Source organism: Bacillus sp. 11C, assembly GCF_055486375.1.
This window is the reverse complement of sequence record NZ_JBUPVZ010000003.1, coordinates 141,704-163,534: the sequence shown is the minus strand read 5'-3', so window position 1 is coordinate 163,534 and position 21,831 is coordinate 141,704. Positions and strand designations below refer to the sequence as shown.

Genomic DNA, 21,831 nt, shown 5'->3' with positions numbered 1-21,831 from the left:
ATTTGCCGAAGAATCTTGTTCCATAAGAAACACCCGCTGACCTTAGCGGGTGTTTTTTTAAAAGCCAATATTAATAAAATTTAAGGATATGTTAATATAAATTCCCTTCCAAATTCCAGTTTCTCGTAATATAGTTGTAATGTAACTTTTCAAGCTATTAATACGACAAAAAAGTGAACGGAGGGGTTTCAAATGGAAGAAACCTTTCAATTGTTATATGATACTTATCATCAAGATTTGTACCAGTTTTTATTTTATATGGTAAAGGATAAAAATCAGGCTGAAGATCTTCTTCAGGAGGTTTATATCCGGGTATTACATTCTTATCATACGTTTGAAGGAAGAAGCAGTGAAAAAACATGGCTTTTGTCTGTCGCGCGCCATGTTGCGATAGACTGGTTCCGTAAACAGCAGACGATCAGACAGCGTATACTCGGCACATTTGATTGGGATACACAGGATGTCAGAGATCAGCAATTGCTTCCGGATGAACTTGCGGTTCAACATGAAAACGTCCGGGAGATTTATGCTGCGCTTGATCAATGTACGATCGATCAAAGAGCTGTGATTATCTTGCGGTTTATTCAGGGATATTCAATACAGGAAACAGCCAATGCTCTGCGCTTCTCGGAAAGCAAAGTCAAAACGACCCAACACAGAGGGCTCAAAGTACTTCGGAAACATATGGAGCTTTTGAGGGAGGAGCTAATGGATGATGAAGTCAGATTGGAACGAAGAGCAGATAAAGGAGTTGTTAAGTCAACTTCCGGCAGTTAAAGACCATCGTTCGCCCCAAGATATTTACAAGCGGCTGACGATGGCAAAAATCAAAAAAAAGCCAGCTGTTAGGTGGATTGGCCCCGCGTGTGCCACTGCAATTGCGGTTTATATCGCCTTCATTATTTCTCCTCAATTCTTTGATCAGGCACAACCTCAACAAAAAGAAGCGTCCCAAGAGAACGCTGTGACGAAAACTGAGACAGCAGACAGCCCAAAGGCTGCATCATCCCTGGATCAGACATCGTATGTTGTTTCTGAAAAGGAACAGAACAATTACATCACTGTAGCGATTGCTGATGCCGAAACATCCGCAATTATACCTCTCAGCATCAAAAAAACAAACGAAGACCAAACGATACAGGAGATGTTGTTTGAAAGCAGTGAACTGGGTATTTTGGATCATGCCATTACGATCCCATCCTTCATAGATGAAATAGAGGTAAAGGAAAAACCAAACCAGAAGGAATTAAGTATACGAGTCCATCAGCCGGTTCAGGCTTTTTCTGTAAAAGATGATACACTGTTAAAAAAATTGCTGAAAGAATCTTTAAAATGGAGTCCTTATGAAAAAATCAAATTTTTATCGGATCAAAACGATAGTGGCATCCGTATTGGCTCATATGGCACTTTTACGGAAATTTCGATTCCCAAACAGTCGAAAAGAGCCTACTACTTGTACCGAAATAAACAAGGACAAGACTTTCTCGTACCATCAGAAAAAACATTTGATACGGTAAAAGAAGCGATTAAGGAAATGGAATCGAGCAACCAACAAGAAACAACACCTCTTTTTCAAGCGGGAGCTGTCAAATCTGTAACGAAGAAAAAGAAACACTTATATATCCACTTCTCAAAAGACTCAGAAGTTGACGATTCTATTGCTGGTATCTTAATGCTTGAAGGACTTCTTTTAACAGCAAAGGAATTTGGTTTTACAAAGGTGACCTTTACGGAAACCAGAACAAAAAAAATCGGCAGGTATGACGTATCAGGTGCTATTCCGGTACCTGCTGCTCCAAACCCGATCTCTTTAAACTAAAAGTGGCCCTCAGGGTCTTTTTTAGTTGCCTTTCATATAATAGAAATTTTCAAAAAATAGTTGTGCGTGTATAATAAAACAAGGTAACGATTGAAAGGATTTGAGATGAGTGAACGTGTTAACAATCAAAGGAGTTTCCATCGGAGAAGGGATGCCGAAAATCATCATTCCGTTGATGGGAAAAACAGAAAAACAAATTTTGAACGAAGCAGAAGCTGTAAAATTACTGGATCCGGACATTGTGGAGTGGCGAGTCGACGTATTTGAAAAAGCAAACGACAGAGAAGCTGTCACACAGATGATTTCTAAGCTTCGGGAGTCTTTAGCTGACAAGCTGTTTCTATTCACCTTCAGAACCCATAAAGAAGGCGGCAGCATGGAAATGGATGAAAGCTCATATATTGCCTTGCTGGAAGCGGCAGTCAAGACAAAAGACATCGATCTTATTGACATTGAATTATTTTCAGAAGATGCAAATGTGAAAGCGTTAGTATCGCTGGCAGAAGAACATAATGTCTATGTGGTGATGTCAAATCATGATTTTGAGAAAACGCCTGCGAAAGATGAAATTCTTTCGAGACTTCGAAAAATGCAGGATTTAGGGGCGCATATTCCAAAAATGGCTGTCATGCCGAATGATACAGGAGATCTCTTAACGCTGCTTGATGCAACGTATACAATGAAAACAAAATATGCAAACGGTCCAATCATTACAATGTCCATGGCTGCAACAGGACTGATCAGCAGACTGAGCGGCGAGGTTTTTGGATCAGCTTGTACTTTTGGCGCCGGAGAAGAGGCCTCGGCACCTGGTCAAATACCTGTTTCTGAGCTGAGGAGTGTCTTAGACATTTTGCACAAAAACATACGAAAATAAAACAATAAAAAACTCAAGCTATACAGCTTGAGTTTTTTTGATTTATGGAAGATCAATGAGCTTAACAGATACAATATCGGGAACTTCTGTTAGTTCTTTCACGATTTTATCTTCCAAATGTCTGTCAAAGGAAAGCATCATGATGGCTTCTCCGCCTTTTTCTTTACGGCCAACCTGCATGGTTGCAATGTTAATATCGTTATCTCCGAGAATACGTCCTACTCGGCCGATGACACCTGTTGTATCCTGATGCTGGATATATACCAAGTGACCTGTCGGATAAAAATCGATATTAAAGCCGTTGATCTCGACAATACGTTCTCCGAAATGAGGGATATACGTAGCCGTCACAGTAAAGGTGCTGCGGTCTCCCGTTACTTTTACGCTGATGCAGTTATCGTATCCAGATTCAGAAGAGGAAATTTTTTCACTGAAGCTGATGCCGCGTTCTTTTGCGACACCGCCGGCATTGACTTCGTTAACAGTTGAGTCAACGCGCGGTTTTAAAAAGCCTGACAGAAGGCTTTTTGTAATGAACGATGTTTCAAGTTTAGCAATTGTGCCTTCATACTGAATGGCAACATCCTGTACCGGCTCTTTCATGCATTGGGATACTAGGCTGCCAATTTTTCCTGCGATTTGATGGTAAGGCTTAATCTTAGCGAATTCATCTTTTGTCATGGCTGGCAGGTTGATAGCTGACATGACAGGAAGACCTTTTGCGAACTGCAGAACTTCTTCTGACACTTGAGCCGCGACATTCAGCTGTGCTTCTTTAGTCGATGCTCCCAAGTGAGGAGTTGCAATGACTAATGGATGATCAACGAGTTTATTGTCAACAGGCGGTTCAACTTCAAAAACGTCAAGCGCCGCTCCGGCAACATGCCCGCTTTCCAAAGCTTCGAGAAGTGCAGCTTCATCGATAATACCGCCTCGCGCGCAGTTAATTAAGCGAACACCTTTTTTCGTTTTTGCAATCGTTTCTTTATTCAACAAGCCTTTTGTTTCTTTTGTTAAAGGCGTGTGAACAGTAATAATATCCGCGCTTTCAAGCACTTCTTCAAATGTACGGCTGTTTACACCGATTTTTTTCGCTCTATCTTCAGTTAAGAAAGGATCAAAAACGTGAACGGTCATACCGAACGCTCTCGCACGTTGTGCGATTTCGCTTCCAATTCGGCCTAATCCAACAATCCCAAGCGTTTTCCCGTAAAGCTCTGAACCGACATAAGCCGTGCGGTTCCACTCTCTGGATTTCACGGAGATATTAGCCTGAGGAATGTGTCTCATTAAAGAAGAGATCATCGCAAATGTATGCTCAGCTGTCGAAATGGTGTTGCCGTTTGGAGCGTTAATTACGATGACGCCGTGTTTAGTCGCCTCGTCAATATCGATATTATCTACACCGACACCGGCTCTTCCGACAATTTTTAAAGAAGTCATTTTGTTGAAAAGGTCTTCTGTTACTTTTGTTGCGCTTCGCACCAAAAGAGCATCAAAAGTATGTAACTCATCCTCTGCATCTGCTGCGTTTTTTTGAACGATTTCAATAAAGTCTGATTCAATAAGTGGCTGTAAGCCGTCGTTGCTCATTTTGTCTGAGACCAATACTCGAAACATCGTTAGATTTCCTCCTAAATTGACAAACTAAATATCTGATAATTTAACATATTCTCAATAGAGTGTCAACGTGTATTGACGCAGTAAAGGGTAAAAGGAAAGCTTGAAAATCAATGTTTTCACAGCTTTTGGGTATTATTTATAATTTGAAGCAATTCTCTATACAGGCAACAAGTTATCGTTTATAATGGAACTAAATTCATATGATCAATCTTCGGGGCAGGGTGAAATTCCCTACCGGCGGTGATGAGCCGATGGCTCTAAGCCCGCGAGCTGTTTTTTACAGCAGGATTCGGTGAGATTCCGGAGCCGACAGTACAGTCTGGATGGGAGAAGATGGAGGTTCATAAGCGTTTTGAAATTTATTTCTCAAACGTTTCTTTGCCTAGCCTAATTTTCGAAACCCCGCTTTTTTTAGATGAAGCGGTTTTTTGATTGGCTGGAAAAGAACCTTTCCGTTTTCGAGTAAGATGTGATCGAAAAGGAGAGAGTGAAGTGAAAGTGAAAAAATTAGTTGTGATCAGTATGCTGAGCAGCATTGCATTTGTTTTGATGCTGTTAAATTTCCCGTTTCCGGGACTTCCGGATTATTTGAAAATTGATTTTAGCGACGTGCCCGCTATTATTGCCATTCTGATTTACGGTCCTTTGGCGGGAATTGCCGTCGAAGCGATAAAAAACGTTCTTCAATATATCATTCAGGGAAGCATGGCCGGAGTTCCTGTCGGGCAGACTGCGAATTTTATCGCAGGAACACTCTTTATCTTGCCGACTGCTTTCTTATTTAAAAAGCTGAGCTCAGCAAAGGGGATTGCTGTCAGTCTGCTTCTGGGAACTGCAGCGATGACCGTTTTGATGAGTATTTTAAATTATGTACTGTTTCTTCCGGCTTACACGTGGTTTTTACATTCGCCGGCATTATCCGACAGCGCGCTGAAAACAGCGGTCGTCGCTGGTATTCTGCCGTTTAACATCATAAAAGGCATTGTGATTACGATTGTTTTCTCACTTATTTTCGTCAAGTTGAAGCCATGGATTGAACAGCAGCGAAGCGCTCATATCCATTAAAATATAAAAAGCTCCCGCAGGGGAGCTTTTTCCATACTTCTATTCAAATTTAAGCGGGTCGCCTTCAAATGGCTCATCCGCCACTTTGATGGAATCAGTAGGACATCCTTCAAATGCGTCAATCATATCTTCTTCCAGTACCTCAGGAACTTCAACAACGCCTTTGTTTTCATCAAGCGTTACGAACGCGATGCCTTCATCATCGTAATCGTAAATGTCTGGTGCAGCAGCTCCGCAAGCGCCGCATGCAATACATGTATCTTTGTCTACGATTGTGTACTTTGCCATGAATAAAACCTCCCAGATTGTTCTTGGTGGAACAAATGGATCAATCTTTATATTTAATCAATTTAACACCTATTCCTCTTACTTATTGTAATGATGTTGCTGCCACATTTCAACAGAAAAATGATTGAGAATGCTTATCACATAAGGGGTTATCTACATAACATCCCCCCTAACGATGACTTTAAACGTCGATTTCTGTTTAAAATCTGTTAAAATAAAAAGAGCAAATCAACGATTTTTGTCAGGAAGAATGTGGGTGGATAGGTTGTCATTAAATTACTTCGATATTATGGTTCTCGATTGCCTTTGCAAAATAAACGGAGAACGTTCGGGAAGCGCTGTTTTTCACCTATTCAAAGGCAAAAGATCGTCACAAACCATTCAAGACGCCGGCTTGTTTCAGACTGCAAAATATTTTGGAATGGCGCCGAAATGTTCGAGAAGCGATATTTTAGCGTCAATCACCAAGCTCGAACAGCATTCATATCTCGAACCAATGGCTGAAACAGATACATATAAAGTGACAGCCAGCGGCGCAGCGGCATTGAGTTATGCTCTCAATGAATGGCCTTGGCCTGTTCATTGCCACGGCGCTTATTACCAGCAGGCTGCCGGTGTGCTTTGGAAAAGGCTTTCCCTGCTTGTGCAGGTCTTATCTAATAAACTGCAAGGGAGCAGGCGGTATATCCCTGTCACAAAGGATTATAAGACGCTTCACTGGGTAAAGAAATACCTTTCCCGCCATACGGATCATATAGAGATGGCACGCAGCTTTTTTGCCATGCTGGAGGAGCATTTGTATAAGATTGATGACAAAGAAGCGAAAATTTTTGTCTACTCTTTAACCTCGCACGATAGGATCGGCTATACGAGCAGACAGCTTGCTGACACGCTGAAAGAAGATGAATGGTATGTTTATATCATGTTTTGGGCTTCCGTACATTATTTTATACATTCTCTTCCGGAATGTGAACATTCTCTGTTAAAGGACCTCCTCTCTGATGTGCATGTTGAGAATGCCCTGACAGAGTCAACGAGAAAAACATGGCAGATGGTCAAACAAGGGATCCCGATACAGCGAATTGCAGAAATCAGAAAGCTGAAAACAGCGACGATCGAAGACCATATTGTCGAGATTTCTCTCCACGAGCCTGCGTTTAAGATAGATGACTATGTATCAGCGGAAGACCAGCTCAAAATTGCAGAGTTTGCCAAACGGATGAGAACGAACAAAATCAAACAAATTCGCGACGGGATGGAACAGCGGTTCAGCTATTTTCAAATCAGATTGGCATTGACAAAGCAGGTGCAGCAATATGACTAAATTACAGCAAACGTTATATCAGTTTTTTGGTTTTACTTCCTTTAAAAAAGGGCAGGAGGACATTATTAGAAGCATACTTAGCGGGAAGGATACCATTGCGATGCTCCCGACTGGGGGAGGAAAATCGCTTTGCTACCAGCTGCCTGGCTATATGCATGACGGCATGGTATTAATCGTTTCTCCATTGCTTTCCTTAATGGAGGATCAGGTACAGCAGCTGAAGGCGCGGGGCGAAAAGCGTGCGGCAGCTTTGAACAGCATGCTAAGCATGCAGCAGAGACAATTCGTTTTAGATCATATTCATCGCTATAAATTTTTATACTTGTCTCCTGAGGCTTTGCAGTCCCCATATGTATTGGAGAAATTGAAAAGCGTCTCGATCAGCCTATTTGTTATTGATGAGGCGCATTGTATATCTGAATGGGGGCATGACTTCAGGCCTGACTATTCAAAGCTAGGACAGCTGAGAAAAAAACTTGGGCACCCGCCGGTTCTGGCATTGACCGCTACAGCTACAAAGGCTACGCTGCAAGATGTCACGGACCTGCTTGAGCTGCAGCATGCCGAACGGCATCTCAACTCAGTCAATCGTCCAAATATCGCGCTCAGGGTTGAACATGCGGCTGATACTGTCGGAAAAATAGATAGGGTCATTCAGCTGGTTGAAAACCTGCAAGGTCCGGGAATTGTTTATTGTCCGACAAGGAAATGGGCTGAGGAATTAGCGGGTGAAATTAAAAGCAAAACGAGCAGCAGAGCCGACTTTTACCATGGCGGTATGGAATCTGGCGACAGGATTTTAATTCAGCAGCAGTTTATTCATAACCAGCTTGATGTGATATGTTGTACGAATGCGTTTGGAATGGGTGTCGATAAACCTGATATTAGATATGTGATCCATTTTCACCTCCCGCAAACGGCTGAAGCTTTTATGCAGGAAATCGGCAGAGCGGGACGCGATGGAAAACCGAGTGTCAGCATTTTGCTGCGGGCGCCAGGGGATTTTGAACTTCAGGAGCAGATTATCCAAATGGAGAGTGTTACAGCTGAAGAAATCGCCAATGTGATCCGTGTGCTTGAGGAGACGGAGGAGCGGGATGAGAGAAGGTTGCGTGACTTATTAATGCAATATGATATCGGAGAGACCCAAGGCCGTATGATGATACATCTCTTTATGCAGGGCAAAACATCAATTGAACTGGTGAAGCGGGAGATTTCTTATCGCATGGAACTTAAGCTGGAAAAAGTTCGCCGTGTATCTTTGCTGCTTCAGCGTGATGGCTGTATAAGACAATCGCTGTTAACCTATTTTGATGAATCATACGATCCTGAGGACGGAAACCTCCCGTGCTGTTCTCATTGCGGTTTCGATCTATCCTTGTATGAACAAAAAGAAGAACGGAATAAAAAGGCTTCATTAGACAGCTGGAGTTCGGAATTGCACCGAATATTCAGCTTGCAGACTGTAGGTGAACTGGACTGAAACAGCAAAAGGATTTCATTCAGCAAATGTCAGACCGTGATATGCTGAAGCAGTTATATTTGACGCAGCTTCTGATCCTCATCGCCGCAGCTGCAGCAGGATTGTTCTTTTTTAAGGATGTCAGAGACGTACTAAAACTCTGGGATATTAGCGATATGCGAATCATATGGTACGGTGTTTCTATTGCTGTTATTGTGATTTTAGCCGATATGGCAGTGATGAAATGGTGCCCGCCCCATCTATATGATGACGGGGGAATCAATAAAAAAATATTCAGTAAGAGGTCAATCCCTCATATTATATTTTTAACGCTTCTGATTGCTTTCGCGGAAGAAATGTTATTCAGAGGAGTGCTGCAGACTCATATCGGTTTATGGGCGGCCAGCCTTGTATTTGCCGTTCTTCATTTTCGGTATTTGTCAAAATGGCTGTTATTTATCATGGTGACAGCAATCAGCTTTTTGCTCGGACTGATGTATGAATGGACCGGTAACTTATTTGTTCCGATGACGGCGCATTTTATCATTGATGCCGTGTTTGCCTGTCAGATTCGTTTTGAACATGTGAGGAGGGATAAACATGACGAACATGTCGAGAGTAGAGCGAAGAAAAAACCAGAATCTTTATGAAGATCAAAACGCCGCCTTGGCGGACGAATATTTCGATGATGATGGAGAAAGCCTTCGGACAAGACAATCTGTAAAAAATCAAAGAGAACAGAAAAAAAAGCAAGGTAAAACAAAAACGCCATTATTCACTGTGCTCGCTGTATTATTTGTATTTGTGCCGGTTATCGTTTTAGTCAGTTTATTTTATCTAAAAAACCACCCGGATCACCGTGACGATTATGAAGATGTTTTTATCGACAGCAGCCAAAGCAAATATGAGGTTGTACCGAAATCAGAGGGTAAAAAAGACACCAAAGAAGACACCAAAGAGACTGCACTGCAGCAAGCGTCCAAAAAAAAGTCTGAGGATACAAAGGCGAAAGAGCCGGCAAAAACAACAACTGATAAAAAACAGCCTGCTTTAGCGGAAACAGAAGACTCAGAAAATAAGGAGGAAGCAACCGCCGCGGCTGCTTCCTCTTCCCAACAAACAGCAGCCCAAAAAGAACAGCAGCCGGCAGAACCAGTTCAATCTAAGGCGAAACGAGTAGTTAAGCACACCGTCCAAAAGAAAGAAACGTTGTACCGCATTTCCATGAAATATTATAAAAGCCGGTCGGGAGAAGAAAAAATCCGTGCGTATAATCATTTGAATGGAAATGAAGTATACACCGGACAAGTTTTGGACATCCCCCTTGATGGATGAATAGGGCATTTTTTTTAATTCACGCTCATATATTGTAGCAATGAAAATGGACAAGGTGTGAAGCGTATGGAATCCTTATGGAATCAGCTCGATCAGTTTACAGATGCGCCGACCAAACAGATGCTCCAAGCGCTGGTGAAACGAAAACAAAAATTTGAAAATTATGCAGCGCAATGCCGCAGATGGCGATGGGCTTCACTCATTTGCTTGGGTTTATTATGTCTTATGATCATGATCAAAAGCCCGGCGCCTCAGCTCGTTCTTCAAGAAATGCTAAGCCGTACCTTTTATTTATTTTGGATGATGGCCACCGCTTTTGCATACTGCACTTCATTTTATTTTAAGAAAAAGGAAGATAAAGCTGAGGGCGATTTCCATAAACTGAGATGCGAAATTATTCAGAAAAGCACTGATCTTTGGCCGCAGCCGGATAAATGGAAGGCGAGAGAGTCTGTTTTTCAAATGATGAAGCACAAATATGATATTAATCTATATTTTGAAAGTAAATAAAATGGGGCGTTTTCTCAAACGATAGAAACGTCTTTTTTTTATTGTCCGTCTTATTGGTAAGTTCTAAAAAGAATGGAGAGTTTTTATGAAGCTATCAGTGAAAATTGCCGGTGTGCTAACTGTTGCCGCAGCGGCTATGACGGCAAAAATGTATTCAACAGCAAAAGGCAACCATTTGAAAACACATACGTTTCTTTTATCAAAAATGAAGGGCAAATTGCCTCTTACAATCTTTTTTATTTCGGACATTCATAAACGTTCCATCGATCAAGACCTTTTACAAAAAGCGCGTAGTCATGCCCCTCACCTGGTTATTATCGGCGGTGATTTAGCCGAGGGCGGGGTGCCCAGTACGAGAATCGAGGAAAACATCAAACGGCTCTCAAATATTGGGGTCCCTGTCGTGTTTGTGTGGGGAAATAATGATTATGAAGTCAGACAGCATCAGCTGTATTCCATATTCAAAGCGTACGGTGTCATCAGCCTGAGGAATGAATCAATTTCGTTTTCGCACAATGGGCATACGATTGCGATTGCGGGAGTTGATGATATCAAGATGGAGATGGATCATTATGAGGAAGCCATTAAAGAGCTCGACAAAAGCCAGCTGAATATTCTGGTTTGCCATAACCCGGAAATCCACGAACAAATCAATGAAACCGACGGTATTGATGCGATATTCAGCGGACATACCCATGGCGGTCAGATCAGGTTTGGGAAATTCGGCCCATATGAGCTTGGAAAAACAGGTATTGTTAAACATGCGGCGTATCTGATCAGCAACGGATATGGCACGACAAAAGTGCCTCTTCGTTTAGGTGCTGAGCCGGAAACACATATTGTAACTCTTTGCGCGCCAGAATAACTTCTCAAAAGCAAAAATCAATAAGGCAATAAAAACTGCATTGTGCTTGTCTTACTAGTGAACTCAGTGTAAACTGATAACAATTAAGAACCTATGACTCATCATCTCATATAATGTGTTATATGATTTGTGTGCAAGTAGAGGCAGGAGGGAACGTTATGCGGCTTGAGCGTCTGAATTATAATAAGATTAAAATCTTTTTAACCCTCGATGATTTGACAGACCGGGGATTGACAAAAGAAGACCTCTGGAAGGACTCATTTAAAGTCCACCAGTTATTTAAAGATATGATGAATGAAGCTAATACAGAGCTCGGCTTTGAAGCGAATGGACCGATTGCAGTGGAAGTGTATTCTCTCCAAGCACAAGGGATGGTTGTGATCGTAACAAAGAACCAAGAAGCAGATTCCGAAGACGATGAGTATGATGATGATTACATCGAAATGCAAGTCAAGCTTGATGAAAGCGCGGATATCATTTATCAATTCCATTCCTTTGAAGATATCATTCAGCTTTCAGAAAGCTTACAGCGAATCGGTATCACAGGGGGGACTGTCTACCACTATGAGGGACAGTACTTTTTAAGCCTTGAAGACCTGGGGTCACATACGGCTGAGGGAGTTGTGTCGGTTCTGGCTGAATACGGCAATCCGACAACTTTAACGATTTATCGCTTGCAAGAGTATGGTAAGCTTATTATGGACGATAATGCTGTTGAGACGATACAGACTCATTTTTTATAAAAATGCAACGGAAAACTGCTGATTTCACAGCAGTTTTTTTTGAGTTAAAAAACATGGAAAAACATAACGTTTATTCTATGCATAGATCATATGAAGGTGTATACTATTCTCTGAAAGGGAGCATGTGAGAAACAGAAGATTCTAGGAGGTTAACTCAAATGGCAGCCGATCGAAACACCGGTCATACAGAAGAGGACAAACTTGATGTATTAAAATCAACCCAAACCGTAATACATAAGGCTCTGGAAAAATTAGGATATCCCGAAGAAGTCTACGAACTGTTAAAGGAGCCGATGAGATTATTAACGGTAAAAATACCTGTTCGTATGGACGACGGTTCAGTACAGATTTTCACAGGTTATCGTGCGCAGCACAATGACTCTGTCGGTCCGACGAAGGGCGGGATACGTTTTCACCCGAACGTAACAGAAAAAGAGGTGAAGGCGCTTTCTATTTGGATGAGTTTAAAATGCGGCATAATTGATCTTCCATATGGCGGTGGTAAAGGCGGAATTGTTTGTGATCCAAGGGATATGTCGTTTAGAGAGCTGGAGCGTCTGAGCAGAGGGTATGTCAGAGCAATCAGCCAAATTGTCGGCCCGACAAAAGACGTGCCGGCACCGGATGTATTTACAAACTCACAAATCATGGCTTGGATGATGGATGAGTATTCAAGAATTGATGAATTTAATTCGCCTGGATTTATTACGGGCAAGCCGCTTGTGCTTGGCGGATCTCACGGGAGAGAATCTGCGACAGCAAAAGGCGTAACGATCTGTATTAAAGAAGCGGCAAAGAAAAAAGGCATTGATATTAATGGTGCGCGTGTCGTTGTTCAAGGCTTCGGAAACGCGGGAAGCTATTTAGCTAAATTTATGCATGATGCGGGAGCAAAGGTTGTCGGCATCTCAGATGCGTATGGCGGACTTTATGATCCGGAAGGCCTCGATATCGATTACTTACTCGACCGCCGCGACAGCTTCGGTACCGTAACAAAGCTTTTCAACGATACTATTACGAACCAGGAGCTGCTGGAGCTGGATTGTGATATCCTTGTTCCTGCCGCAATTGAAAATCAAATTACAGAAGAAAATGCCCATAATATCCGGGCTGGAATTGTCGTTGAAGCGGCAAACGGGCCAACAACGCTTGAAGGAACAAAAATTCTTTCAGACCGGGACATTCTGCTTGTGCCAGACGTACTGGCAAGCGCCGGTGGCGTAACGGTTTCATATTTTGAATGGGTTCAGAATAACCAAGGCTTCTACTGGAGTGAAGAAGAGGTAGAAGAAAAATTAGAAAAAATGATGATCAAATCATTTAACAATATTTATGAAATGGCTAAAAACCGAAGAATTGACATGAGGCTCGCTGCTTATATGGTCGGTGTTCGCAAAATGGCTGAAGCTTCGCGCTTTAGAGGCTGGATATAAGTTGATAATTTGCATAAAAATAAAAAATCTCCTATGATAAAATAGGAGATTTTTTTATTCGGAAATATAAAAATATGAAGTGAAATGCCAATCGCAGGAGTTGACGGAAATGATTCAAGAAAAAGCAATAATTATTGGCGGAGGACCTTGTGGACTATCTGCTGCCATTCACCTAAAACAAATTGGCATTGATGCCCTCGTCATCGAAAAAGGCAATGTCGTTAACAGCATTTACAATTATCCGACGCATCAAACCTTCTTCAGCTCAAGTGAAAAGCTTGAAATTGGAGACGTGGCATTTATTACGGAAAACAGAAAACCTGTCAGAATTCAGGCTTTGTCGTATTACCGGGAAGTTGTCAAACGGAAAAACATCCGTGTCAATGCGTTTGAAATGGTGCATAGAGTCACGAAAGCGGAAAACAATTCTTTTGTTATAGAGACGTCAAAAGGGACTTACACGACACCGTATTGTATTATTGCAACAGGCTATTATGATCACCCAAACTATATGAACGTACCCGGTGAGGATTTGCCAAAAGTATTCCATTATTTTAAAGAAGGCCATCCGTACTTTGATAAAGATGTCGTCGTCATAGGCGGCAAAAATTCAAGCGTAGACGCTGCGCTTGAACTCGTGAAATCTGGAGCGCGTGTCACAGTCTTATACAGGGGCAATGAGTATTCGCCAAGCATTAAGCCGTGGATCCTGCCTGAATTTGAGTCGCTCGTCAGAAACGGAACCATCCGCATGGAATTTGGGGCTTGTGTCGAAAAAATCACCGAGGATGAAGTGGTATTCCGCTCCGGCGAGAAGGAACTCATTACCATTAAAAATGATTTTGTATTTGCCATGACAGGCTATCATCCCGATCATCAATTTCTTGAAAAAATGGGTGTTAAAATTGATCAAGAAACAGGACGTCCATTTTTTAATGAAGAAACGATGGAAACAAACGTTGAAGGCATTTTTATTGCCGGGGTCATTGTTGCCGGGAACAATGCAAATGAAATATTTATTGAAAACGGCAGATTTCACGGGGGACATATCGCAGCGGAAATCGCCAAAAGAGAAAATTATTAAAGAAGGGGAGCATATGAAGAATTCGTATGCTCTTTTTGTTTTTTTTAAGTTCAGACAGATGTAAAATCATAAACAACATGGTAGGATAGACTTAGGAATATAAAGGAAAGAGGTTGCCTGATGTTTGCAATCATCTCTGCAGGAATCGCTCCCGGCATCGCGCTGTTAAGTTATTTTTATTTAAAAGATCAGTATGATAATGAACCTGTACATATGGTGCTTCGTTCGTTTTTTCTGGGAGTTGTTCTTGTATTTCCCACAATGTTTATCCAGTACGTGCTTGAAAAAGAAAATGTGGGAGGCGGAAGCTTTTTCGTTTCTTTTTTGACTTCGGGGTTTTTGGAGGAATCACTGAAATGGTTTATTCTGATGGTCAGTGTATACCCGCACGCCCACTTTGATGAGCATTATGACGGGATTGTGTACGGGGCCAGTGTATCGCTCGGTTTTGCAACTCTCGAAAATATTCTTTACTTAATCGGCCACGGTGTGGAGCATGCGTTTGTTAGGGCGCTGCTGCCAGTTTCATGCCATGCCTTGATAGGTGTTATTATGGGATTTTACCTTGGGAAAGCCCGTTTTTCCGCTCATAAGGCGCGTGTGAAGTGGCTTATTCTTTCTTTAGCTGTTCCGTCACTTTTGCATGGATCGTATGATTTTATTCTGACAGCACTCAGCAATTGGATTTATTATATGTTTCCATTTATGTTGTTTTTATGGTGGTTTGGTTTGCGTAAAGCGAAAAAAGCCCGTTCCGTCAATATGATGCAAGTATAGAAGCCGCACAGAACCGTGCGGCTTTTTGTGTGCCGATTTATCAAATGAGATTTATGTTCTGAGGGATAACAAGGAAAGAGTGTATAAAAATAACCTCGTTACAGAAAATACGATTACACTCAAAAATTTGCTGTAGGAGGCTTGAAAAGATGAAGTCCAAAGGAACGATTATGGCATGTCTCATCCTTTTTTCCTTTACAATAACGACGTTTATCAATACTGAAACCATCTCTGCCTTTTCCAATCAGGTCATTCAAAGAGGGGCTACAGGAGACGATGTGATCGAACTCCAAGCGCGCCTTCAATATAATGGATACTATAACGGAAAAATTGACGGGGTTTATGGATGGGGAACGTACTGGGCAGTTCGAAATTTTCAGGATCAATTCGGGTTAAAAGAGGTTGACGGCCTTGTAGGGGCTAAAACAAAGCAAACCTTAATATCTAAATCTAAATACTATCGTGAATACGTCATGGAACAGCTTCAAAAAGGGAATACGTTCACGCATTACGGAAAAATTCCGCTGAAGTATCAGACGAAACCGTCAAAAGCAGCAACACAAAAAGCAAGACAGCAAGCAGAAGCGCGGCAGAAACAGCCTGCGGAAAAAACAACGCAGCAGCCTAAAGCGGATAAACAGCAAAACAACACACCTGCAAAAACAAGAAAACAGGACGCGGTCGCAGCTAACATGCCTGGCGGATTTTCCAACAATGATATTCGGCTGCTTTCTCAAGCGGTTTACGGGGAAGCACGGGGAGAACCGTACGAGGGTCAGGTTGCCGTCGCGGCAGTTATTTTGAACCGTTTGAACAGTCCGTTATTTCCCAATTCAGTAGCTGGTATTATTTTTGAACCGCTTGCGTTTACAGCGGTGGCTGACGGGCAAATTTATATGCAGCCGAATGAAACGGCAAGAGAAGCAGTGCTGGATGCCATTAATGGCTGGGATCCAACCGAGGAAGCACTGTACTACTTTAATCCGGATACAGCGACCAGCGCATGGATTTGGGGACGCCCGCAGATCAAGAGAATCGGAAAACACGTTTTCTGTGAGTAGCAGGACATAAGAAAGCATAAAAATGAGGTGTGATAAATGATCAGAGGTATTTTAATCGCGTTGCTCGGTATTGCAATTGTCGGTACAAGCTACTGGGGATACAAAGAACACCAGGAAAAAGACGCAGTTCTTCTTCATGCTGAAAATAACTACCAGCGGGCGTTCCATGAACTTACCTATCAGATGGATCAGCTTCACGATAAAATCGGAACAACACTCGCCATGAATAGCCAAAAATCACTGTCACCTGCATTGGTAGATGTGTGGAGGATTACATCTGAAGCCCATAACAGTGTCAGTCAGCTGCCGCTTACATTAATGCCGTTTAACAAAACAGAAGAGTTATTATCAAAGATCGGCGATTTCAGTTATAAAACGTCAGTCAGAGATTTGGAGCAAAAGCCGCTAGATAAAAAAGAGTATACATCACTAAATAAGCTATATCAGCAATCCGAAGATATACAAAATGAATTGCGTCATGTTCAGCACCTTGTTATGAGCAAAAACCTTCGCTGGATGGACGTAGAGATGGCACTGGCTTCTGACGAAAAACAAAGCGATAATACGATTATCAACAGCTTTAAAACCGTCGAAAAAAATGTCGGTGCATTCTCCACCGGAACAGACCTTGGCCCAAGTTTCACCAGCACCAAAAAAGAAGAGAAGGGCTTCAGCCATCTTAAAGGAAAACAAATTTCCGAACAGGAAGCAAAACAAATTGCTGAGCGTTTTGCTCCGGATGACAATTATTCAATTAAAGTGGTGAAAAGCGGAAAAAAAACAAACCGTGACGTATATAGCGTCAGCATGAAAGACCCAGACCATAAAGCAGCGATTTATATGGATATTACGAGAAAGGGCGGGCATCCGGTATATTTGATCCAAAACAGAAAAGTGAAGAATCAGAAATTCAGTTTGAATGACGGGTCGAACCGCGCGCTCGCCTTTTTAAAGAAAAACGGATTTGAAACAGATGATTTGGAAATTGATGAAAGTGCCCAATATGATAAAATCGGCGTATTTTCATATGTTCCTGTTGAAAATAAAATCCGGATGTACCCGGAAGCAATTCGCATGAAAGTGGCTTTGGATGACGGTGAGGTTGTCGGCTTTTCAGCAAGGGACTTCCTAACATCCCACAGAAAAAGAAATATACCTAAGCCGGCCATTACTGAGGCAGAAGCGAAATCGAAATTAAATAAAAATGTACAAGTAAGAGAAACAAGACTTGCTTTGATTACAAATGAACTTGGCCAAGAAGTGTTATGCTATGAAATGCTGGGGACAATTGAAAATGACACATTCAGAATGTATATAAATGCCAGTGATGGTTCGGAAGAAAAGGTTGAAAAATTAAAAAATGCCGAACCTATATATAAAGACCTATAAAAAACAGGAGGAAAGGACTAAATGTCTTTTCCTTTTTTTCATAACGTGCTTTAATAAAAATGTGAGCATATTGAATACGAAAGAGTGAAGTTAATGATCGGGATTGGGGAAAATGTACATTTAGAATATATAGAAGAAAATGAATTGAAAAAAGCGAAGAGTAAAGCTGTAAGCACCGAAAACAATGAGCTTTTGATCGCGTACCCGGTGGATGTAGCTACAGGGCGAACTGTAATTTTGCATAACGATATGGAAGTAACGGTAGAGTTTGTGGGCAAAGACGAAGTTCCTTACCGCTTTACAAGCCGTATAAAAGGTAAAGTGAAGGACAAACTTCAAATGATCTGTCTTGAAGTGCCTCCCCGTGAAAAGGTGAAACGGATCCAGCGCCGCCAGTATGTGAGAACTGATGCGGTATTGGATGTGCGAATGCAGCCCGCAGCTGAGGAAGAGTTCAGCACACTTTCCTATAATATCAGCGCGGGCGGCATCGCCTTAATTTTAGCGGATGGCCATTCCTTTCAATCCGGGGAATCATTGCGCCTGATTATCAGTCTTTCTGAAAATGAAAACATACGTCAAATAGAAACAGAAGCCGTTGTCAGACGAGTCTTTGACGATCCGAAAACAGGGAAGCATAAAATGACCCTTGAGTATACGGGAATCTCATCGAGTGACCAGCAGTTTCTGCTTCAATATTGCATCCGGCGCCAGTTAAATAAGAGAAGAAAGGCACGGATGGAATAAACATCGGCAAACACTTCCATACTATTTGTTGATGGAGGTGCTCCGATGAAAACATTTGAACGGCTGCTAATCAAATTATTGTTTATTCAGGCCATCATTTTACTTGGTGTCCAGATTCTTTTTCACTATGAGCATATTGAACCTTATGTATCAAAAGTGATTCAATATGAAGGGGTGGATAAAATGGAGGAGAACAATAGGATTGAAACCTTCAAACGTTAATTATTCATCAATTTTCCACCCTTTTTCATAAAGTTCGTGATACAATCCATAGAGGAGAAAAGAGCAAGGAGAGGAATTATGGAAAAGAAATTATCGATTGCAATTGACGGCCCGGCAGCTGCGGGGAAAAGCACCGTTGCCAAAATTGTGGCTGAGAAGAAATCGTACATATATATTGATACAGGAGCGATGTATCGGGCGATAACGTACACGGCTTTGCAAGAAAACATTGATCTGGCAAATGAAGAAAAACTGGCTGAGCTGCTAAAGCGGACAAACATTGAACTGATGACAACAGAAGTAGGACAAAAAGTGCTCGTTAACGGCACCGATGTAACTGAGGCGATCCGAACAGACGAAGTCAGCAACCAAGTTTCAATAGCAGCAAAGCACAGAAGCGTCAGGGGAGAAATGGTGAAACGCCAGCAGCAGCTTGGGGAAAAAGGCGGCGTCGTCATGGATGGACGTGATATCGGGACTCACGTGCTGCCGAATGCTGAAGTGAAAATCTTTCTTTTGGCTTCTGTTGAGGAAAGAGCGAAACGCCGTTATGAAGAAAACGTGAAAAAAGGCTACGATGTCAACTATGAGACATTGATTGAGGAAATTGCAAGAAGAGACAAGCTTGATTCAGAGCGCGAAGTATCACCGTTGCGCAAAGCAGAAGACGCTCTTGAAATCGATACGACATCTCTTTCCATTCAAGAGGTAGCTGATAAAATCCTCAAGGCAGTGGAGCAAAAGTCCCGCTGATTATAGCGAATGCCACTTTTTTGGATTTTTTCAGCCAAGAAAGAATGTTATTGCTTGACAAACCTGTCCTTTTATTAGAAGTTAATACTAATAAAACTTTTTATTGATCATTCAAAAAACTTTTTTGGATGATTCTTTAATACATATTCGGCTAAAAGCGGGCATGTTATATGTCCAGCTTTTAAACCGTTTTAATTAAGCTGTGTAGGTTTGGACCAAGGAGGTTATTCAAATGACAGAGGAAATGAATCAAATTGATGTTCAAGTGCCAGAGGTTGGAGATGTAGTTAAAGGGATTGTGACAAAGGTAGAAGATAAGCATGTGGATGTTGAAATTTTCAATGTCAAACAGTCCGGCATTATTCCAATCAGTGAATTATCAAGTCTTCATGTAGAGAAAGCATCGGATGTTGTAAAAGTAGACGACGAGCTTGACCTGAAAGTAACAAAAGTGGAAGACGATGCTTTGATTTTATCTAAACGTGCTGTTGATGCAGACCGCGCTTGGGAAGACCTTGAGAAAAAATTTGAAACAAAAGAAGTGTTTGAAGCTGAAGTTAAAGATGTCGTGAAAGGCGGACTTGTCGTTGATATCGGCGTTCGCGGTTTTATTCCGGCATCACTTGTTGAAGCGCATTTCGTTGAAGATTTTACTGATTATAAAGGAAAAACACTGTCTCTGCTCGTTGTAGAGCTTGACCGTGATAAAAACCGCGTGATCCTTTCACACCGTGCCGTTGTTGAAAGTGAGCAAGTAAATAAAAAACAAGAACTTCTTCAGTCTCTCGAAGTTGGAAGTGTACTTGATGGCAAAGTGCAGCGCCTGACTGATTTTGGTGCGTTTGTTGATATCGGCGGTATCGATGGACTTGTACACATTTCGCAGCTTTCCCACTCCCATGTGGAGAAGCCGTCTGACGTTGTTGAAGAAGGACAAGAAGTAAAAGTGAAAGTATTATCGGTTGACCGTGATAATGAACGTATTTCTTTATCTATCAAAGACACACTGCCTGGACCGTGGAGCCAAATCGGCGAGAAAGTGAAACCAGGCGATGTGCTTGAAGGAACTGTGCAACGTCTTGTAAGCTTCGGAGCCTTTGTTGAAATTTTTCCGGGTGTTGAAGGTCTCGTTCATATTTCTCAAATTTCCAACAAACACATCGGCACGCCGCATGAAGTCCTTGAAGAAGGACAGACTGTAAAAGTGAAGGTTCTTGATGTGAATGAAAATGAGGAGCGCATTTCATTAAGTATGCGTGAACTTGAAGAAGCGCCTAAAGCCGATCAGGAAGATTACCGTCAATATCAGGCGAAGGAAGAAACAAGCACTGGCTTCCAGCTTGGTGATCTGATCGGAGATAAGCTGAATAAACTAAAATAATTGGTGATAAACGTGACTCGAGCAGAACGGAAAAAACAACACATCAATCATGCCCTGTCCACTGGACAAAAGCGGGACACGGGTCTTGATGATATTACGTTTGTTCATGCCAGTCTGCCCGATCTTGCATTAGAACAAGTAGATATTTCCACAAAAATCGGCGAACTTTCAAGCAGTTCGCCGATTTTTATCAATGCAATGACTGGCGGCGGCGGACAACTTACATATGATATTAATCAATCACTTGCACGAGTGGCTCGTCAGACCGGTATACCTCTTGCTGTCGGATCCCAAATGTCAGCATTAAAAGATCCCTCAGAGCGTTTTTCGTATGAAATCGTTCGAAAAGAAAACCCAAACGGACTGATTTTTGCCAACTTGGGAAGCGAGGCGACAGCTGATCAGGCAAAGGAAGCAGTGGAAATGATTGGAGCAGACGCGCTGCAGATTCACTTGAATGTGATTCAGGAAATTGTGATGCCTGAAGGAGACAGAAGCTTCAGCGGAGCTCTGGACCGTATTGAACAAATTTGCAGTCAGGTCAGTGTGCCGGTCATTGTGAAAGAGGTCGGCTTCGGTATGAGCAAAGAATCAGCAGGGAAGCTTTATGAAGCTGGTGCTGCAGCTGTTGATATCGGCGGTTACGGGGGCACGAATTTCTCGAAAATCGAAAATCTCCGAAGACATCGGCAAATCACCTTTTTTAACTCGTGGGGCATTTCGACAGCAGCAAGTTTGGCGGAAATCCGCTCTGCGTTTCCCGCAAGCACAATGATGGCGTCCGGAGGCCTGCAGGATGCGCTTGATGTGGCAAAGGCAATAGCGCTGGGGGCCTCTTGCACCGGAATGGCAGGACACTTTTTAAAAGCGCTGACTGAAAGCGGAGAGGCAGGACTGCTTGAGGAGGTTCAGCTGATCCTTGACGAATTAAAAATGATTATGACCGTACTGGGCGCCAGAACGATTACTGATTTGCAAAAGACACCTCTTGTGATCAAAGGTGAAACCCATCACTGGCTCACAGAGAGAGGGATTGATACGTCCAGCTATAGTGTGCGATGAATGATAAAAAG

The 21,831-nt window shown here is 42.2% G+C and carries 23 protein-coding genes and 1 riboswitch; of the genes, 21 read left to right on the top strand and 2 right to left on the bottom strand.

Translation table 11 applies throughout. The annotated features are described in order from the left end of the window. Positions 1-192 precede the first annotated feature (192 nt). The 3 genes from sigX (at position 193) to aroD (ending at position 2,696) form a co-directional block, all read left to right on the top strand. Complete coding sequence (gene sigX / locus ACY3LV_RS05765; RefSeq protein ID WP_148961453.1) at positions 193-777, top strand: RNA polymerase sigma factor SigX; 585 nt, start codon at positions 193-195, stop codon at positions 775-777. Then, entirely contained in the window at positions 713-1,819 is a 1,107-nt protein-coding gene (locus ACY3LV_RS05760) for a sigma-X negative effector (protein WP_333561895.1), read from the top strand. The genes sigX and ACY3LV_RS05760 overlap by 65 nt, the downstream gene beginning before the upstream one ends. 109 nt (positions 1,820-1,928) lie before the next feature. Continuing rightward, complete coding sequence (aroD, locus tag ACY3LV_RS05755) at positions 1,929-2,696, top strand: type I 3-dehydroquinate dehydratase (RefSeq protein ID WP_464863514.1); 768 nt, start codon at positions 1,929-1,931, stop codon at positions 2,694-2,696. A 42-nt stretch (positions 2,697-2,738) separates the two neighbouring features. Here the strand turns inward: aroD and serA are convergent, their stop codons facing one another. Continuing rightward, entirely contained in the window at positions 2,739-4,316 is a 1,578-nt protein-coding gene (gene serA / locus ACY3LV_RS05750; protein WP_148961456.1) for a phosphoglycerate dehydrogenase, read from the bottom strand. A 206-nt stretch (positions 4,317-4,522) separates the two neighbouring features. Further along, positions 4,523-4,658, top strand: a riboswitch (FMN riboswitch). A 153-nt stretch (positions 4,659-4,811) separates the two neighbouring features. On the opposite strand from serA, the gene fmnP reads away from it, so the two are divergent. Continuing rightward, positions 4,812-5,384 (top strand): riboflavin transporter FmnP, encoded by a 573-nt coding sequence (fmnP, locus tag ACY3LV_RS05745; RefSeq protein ID WP_464863513.1) that lies wholly within the window; start codon positions 4,812-4,814, stop codon positions 5,382-5,384. Between the two features lie 39 nt (positions 5,385-5,423). Here the strand turns inward: fmnP and ACY3LV_RS05740 are convergent, their stop codons facing one another. Next, on the bottom strand, positions 5,424-5,672 hold the full coding sequence (locus ACY3LV_RS05740) for a ferredoxin (protein ID WP_003225461.1): 249 nt from the start codon (positions 5,670-5,672) through the stop codon (positions 5,424-5,426). Positions 5,673-5,937: 265 nt separating this feature from the next. Between ACY3LV_RS05740 and ACY3LV_RS05735 the strand changes: the two genes are divergently transcribed. From ACY3LV_RS05735 to fni, 17 genes are all read left to right on the top strand, one after another. Continuing rightward, on the top strand, positions 5,938-6,996 hold the full coding sequence (locus tag ACY3LV_RS05735) for a YpbB family protein (RefSeq protein ID WP_464863582.1): 1,059 nt from the start codon (positions 5,938-5,940) through the stop codon (positions 6,994-6,996). Next, positions 6,989-8,479 (top strand): RecQ family ATP-dependent DNA helicase, encoded by a 1,491-nt coding sequence (locus tag ACY3LV_RS05730; RefSeq protein ID WP_464863512.1) that lies wholly within the window; start codon positions 6,989-6,991, stop codon positions 8,477-8,479. Before ACY3LV_RS05735 ends, ACY3LV_RS05730 begins: the two co-directional genes overlap by 8 nt. A 26-nt stretch (positions 8,480-8,505) precedes the next feature. Further along, positions 8,506-9,108, top strand: a complete 603-nt coding sequence (locus tag ACY3LV_RS05725; protein WP_176365270.1) for a CPBP family intramembrane glutamic endopeptidase — start codon at positions 8,506-8,508, stop codon at positions 9,106-9,108. Further along, positions 9,059-9,793, top strand: a complete 735-nt coding sequence (locus tag ACY3LV_RS05720) for a LysM peptidoglycan-binding domain-containing protein (RefSeq protein ID WP_464863511.1) — start codon at positions 9,059-9,061, stop codon at positions 9,791-9,793. Before ACY3LV_RS05725 ends, ACY3LV_RS05720 begins: the two co-directional genes overlap by 50 nt. Positions 9,794-9,859: 66 nt before the next feature. Further along, positions 9,860-10,303 (top strand): YpbF family protein, encoded by a 444-nt coding sequence (locus ACY3LV_RS05715; protein ID WP_087990566.1) that lies wholly within the window; start codon positions 9,860-9,862, stop codon positions 10,301-10,303. 85 nt (positions 10,304-10,388) lie between these two features. Further along, the gene (locus tag ACY3LV_RS05710; RefSeq protein WP_464863510.1) at positions 10,389-11,168 is read left to right on the top strand and encodes a metallophosphoesterase; all 780 of its coding nucleotides are present in this window, start codon (positions 10,389-10,391) and stop codon (positions 11,166-11,168) included. Positions 11,169-11,326: 158 nt separating this feature from the next. Further along, a complete protein-coding gene (locus tag ACY3LV_RS05705) occupies positions 11,327-11,911 on the top strand; it encodes a genetic competence negative regulator (RefSeq protein WP_148961461.1) in 585 nt (194 codons plus the stop codon). Positions 11,912-12,069: 158 nt separating this feature from the next. Next, positions 12,070-13,344 (top strand): NAD-specific glutamate dehydrogenase, encoded by a 1,275-nt coding sequence (gene gudB / locus ACY3LV_RS05700; RefSeq protein ID WP_087990563.1) that lies wholly within the window; start codon positions 12,070-12,072, stop codon positions 13,342-13,344. Positions 13,345-13,453: 109 nt separating this feature from the next. Then, complete coding sequence (locus tag ACY3LV_RS05695; protein WP_333561901.1) at positions 13,454-14,428, top strand: YpdA family putative bacillithiol disulfide reductase; 975 nt, start codon at positions 13,454-13,456, stop codon at positions 14,426-14,428. 120 nt (positions 14,429-14,548) lie between these two features. Beyond that, positions 14,549-15,205: a glutamic-type intramembrane protease PrsW gene (gene prsW / locus ACY3LV_RS05690; RefSeq protein ID WP_087990561.1), complete on the top strand. Its 657-nt coding sequence runs from the start codon at positions 14,549-14,551 to the stop codon at positions 15,203-15,205. Between the two features lie 149 nt (positions 15,206-15,354). After that, positions 15,355-16,266 (top strand): spore cortex-lytic enzyme, encoded by a 912-nt coding sequence (gene sleB / locus ACY3LV_RS05685; protein ID WP_464863509.1) that lies wholly within the window; start codon positions 15,355-15,357, stop codon positions 16,264-16,266. 36 nt (positions 16,267-16,302) lie between these two features. Beyond that, positions 16,303-17,655: a germination protein YpeB gene (gene ypeB, locus ACY3LV_RS05680; protein WP_087990559.1), complete on the top strand. Its 1,353-nt coding sequence runs from the start codon at positions 16,303-16,305 to the stop codon at positions 17,653-17,655. A gap of 93 nt (positions 17,656-17,748) precedes the next feature. Next, positions 17,749-18,402 carry a flagellar brake protein gene (locus ACY3LV_RS05675; protein ID WP_464863508.1) on the top strand — a complete coding sequence of 218 codons (654 nt, stop codon included), beginning with the start codon at positions 17,749-17,751 and terminating at the stop codon, positions 18,400-18,402. A gap of 45 nt (positions 18,403-18,447) precedes the next feature. Beyond that, positions 18,448-18,624: a YpfB family protein gene (locus ACY3LV_RS05670; protein ID WP_333516930.1), complete on the top strand. Its 177-nt coding sequence runs from the start codon at positions 18,448-18,450 to the stop codon at positions 18,622-18,624. A gap of 78 nt (positions 18,625-18,702) precedes the next feature. Next, positions 18,703-19,377: a (d)CMP kinase gene (cmk, locus tag ACY3LV_RS05665; RefSeq protein WP_148961465.1), complete on the top strand. Its 675-nt coding sequence runs from the start codon at positions 18,703-18,705 to the stop codon at positions 19,375-19,377. A 232-nt stretch (positions 19,378-19,609) separates the two neighbouring features. After that, positions 19,610-20,758, top strand: coding sequence for a 30S ribosomal protein S1 (gene rpsA, locus ACY3LV_RS05660; protein ID WP_464863507.1), 1,149 nt, complete (start codon positions 19,610-19,612; stop codon positions 20,756-20,758). A gap of 12 nt (positions 20,759-20,770) precedes the next feature. Then, on the top strand, positions 20,771-21,820 hold the full coding sequence (gene fni / locus ACY3LV_RS05655) for a type 2 isopentenyl-diphosphate Delta-isomerase (protein ID WP_148961466.1): 1,050 nt from the start codon (positions 20,771-20,773) through the stop codon (positions 21,818-21,820). The last annotated feature ends 11 nt before the right edge of the window (positions 21,821-21,831 follow it).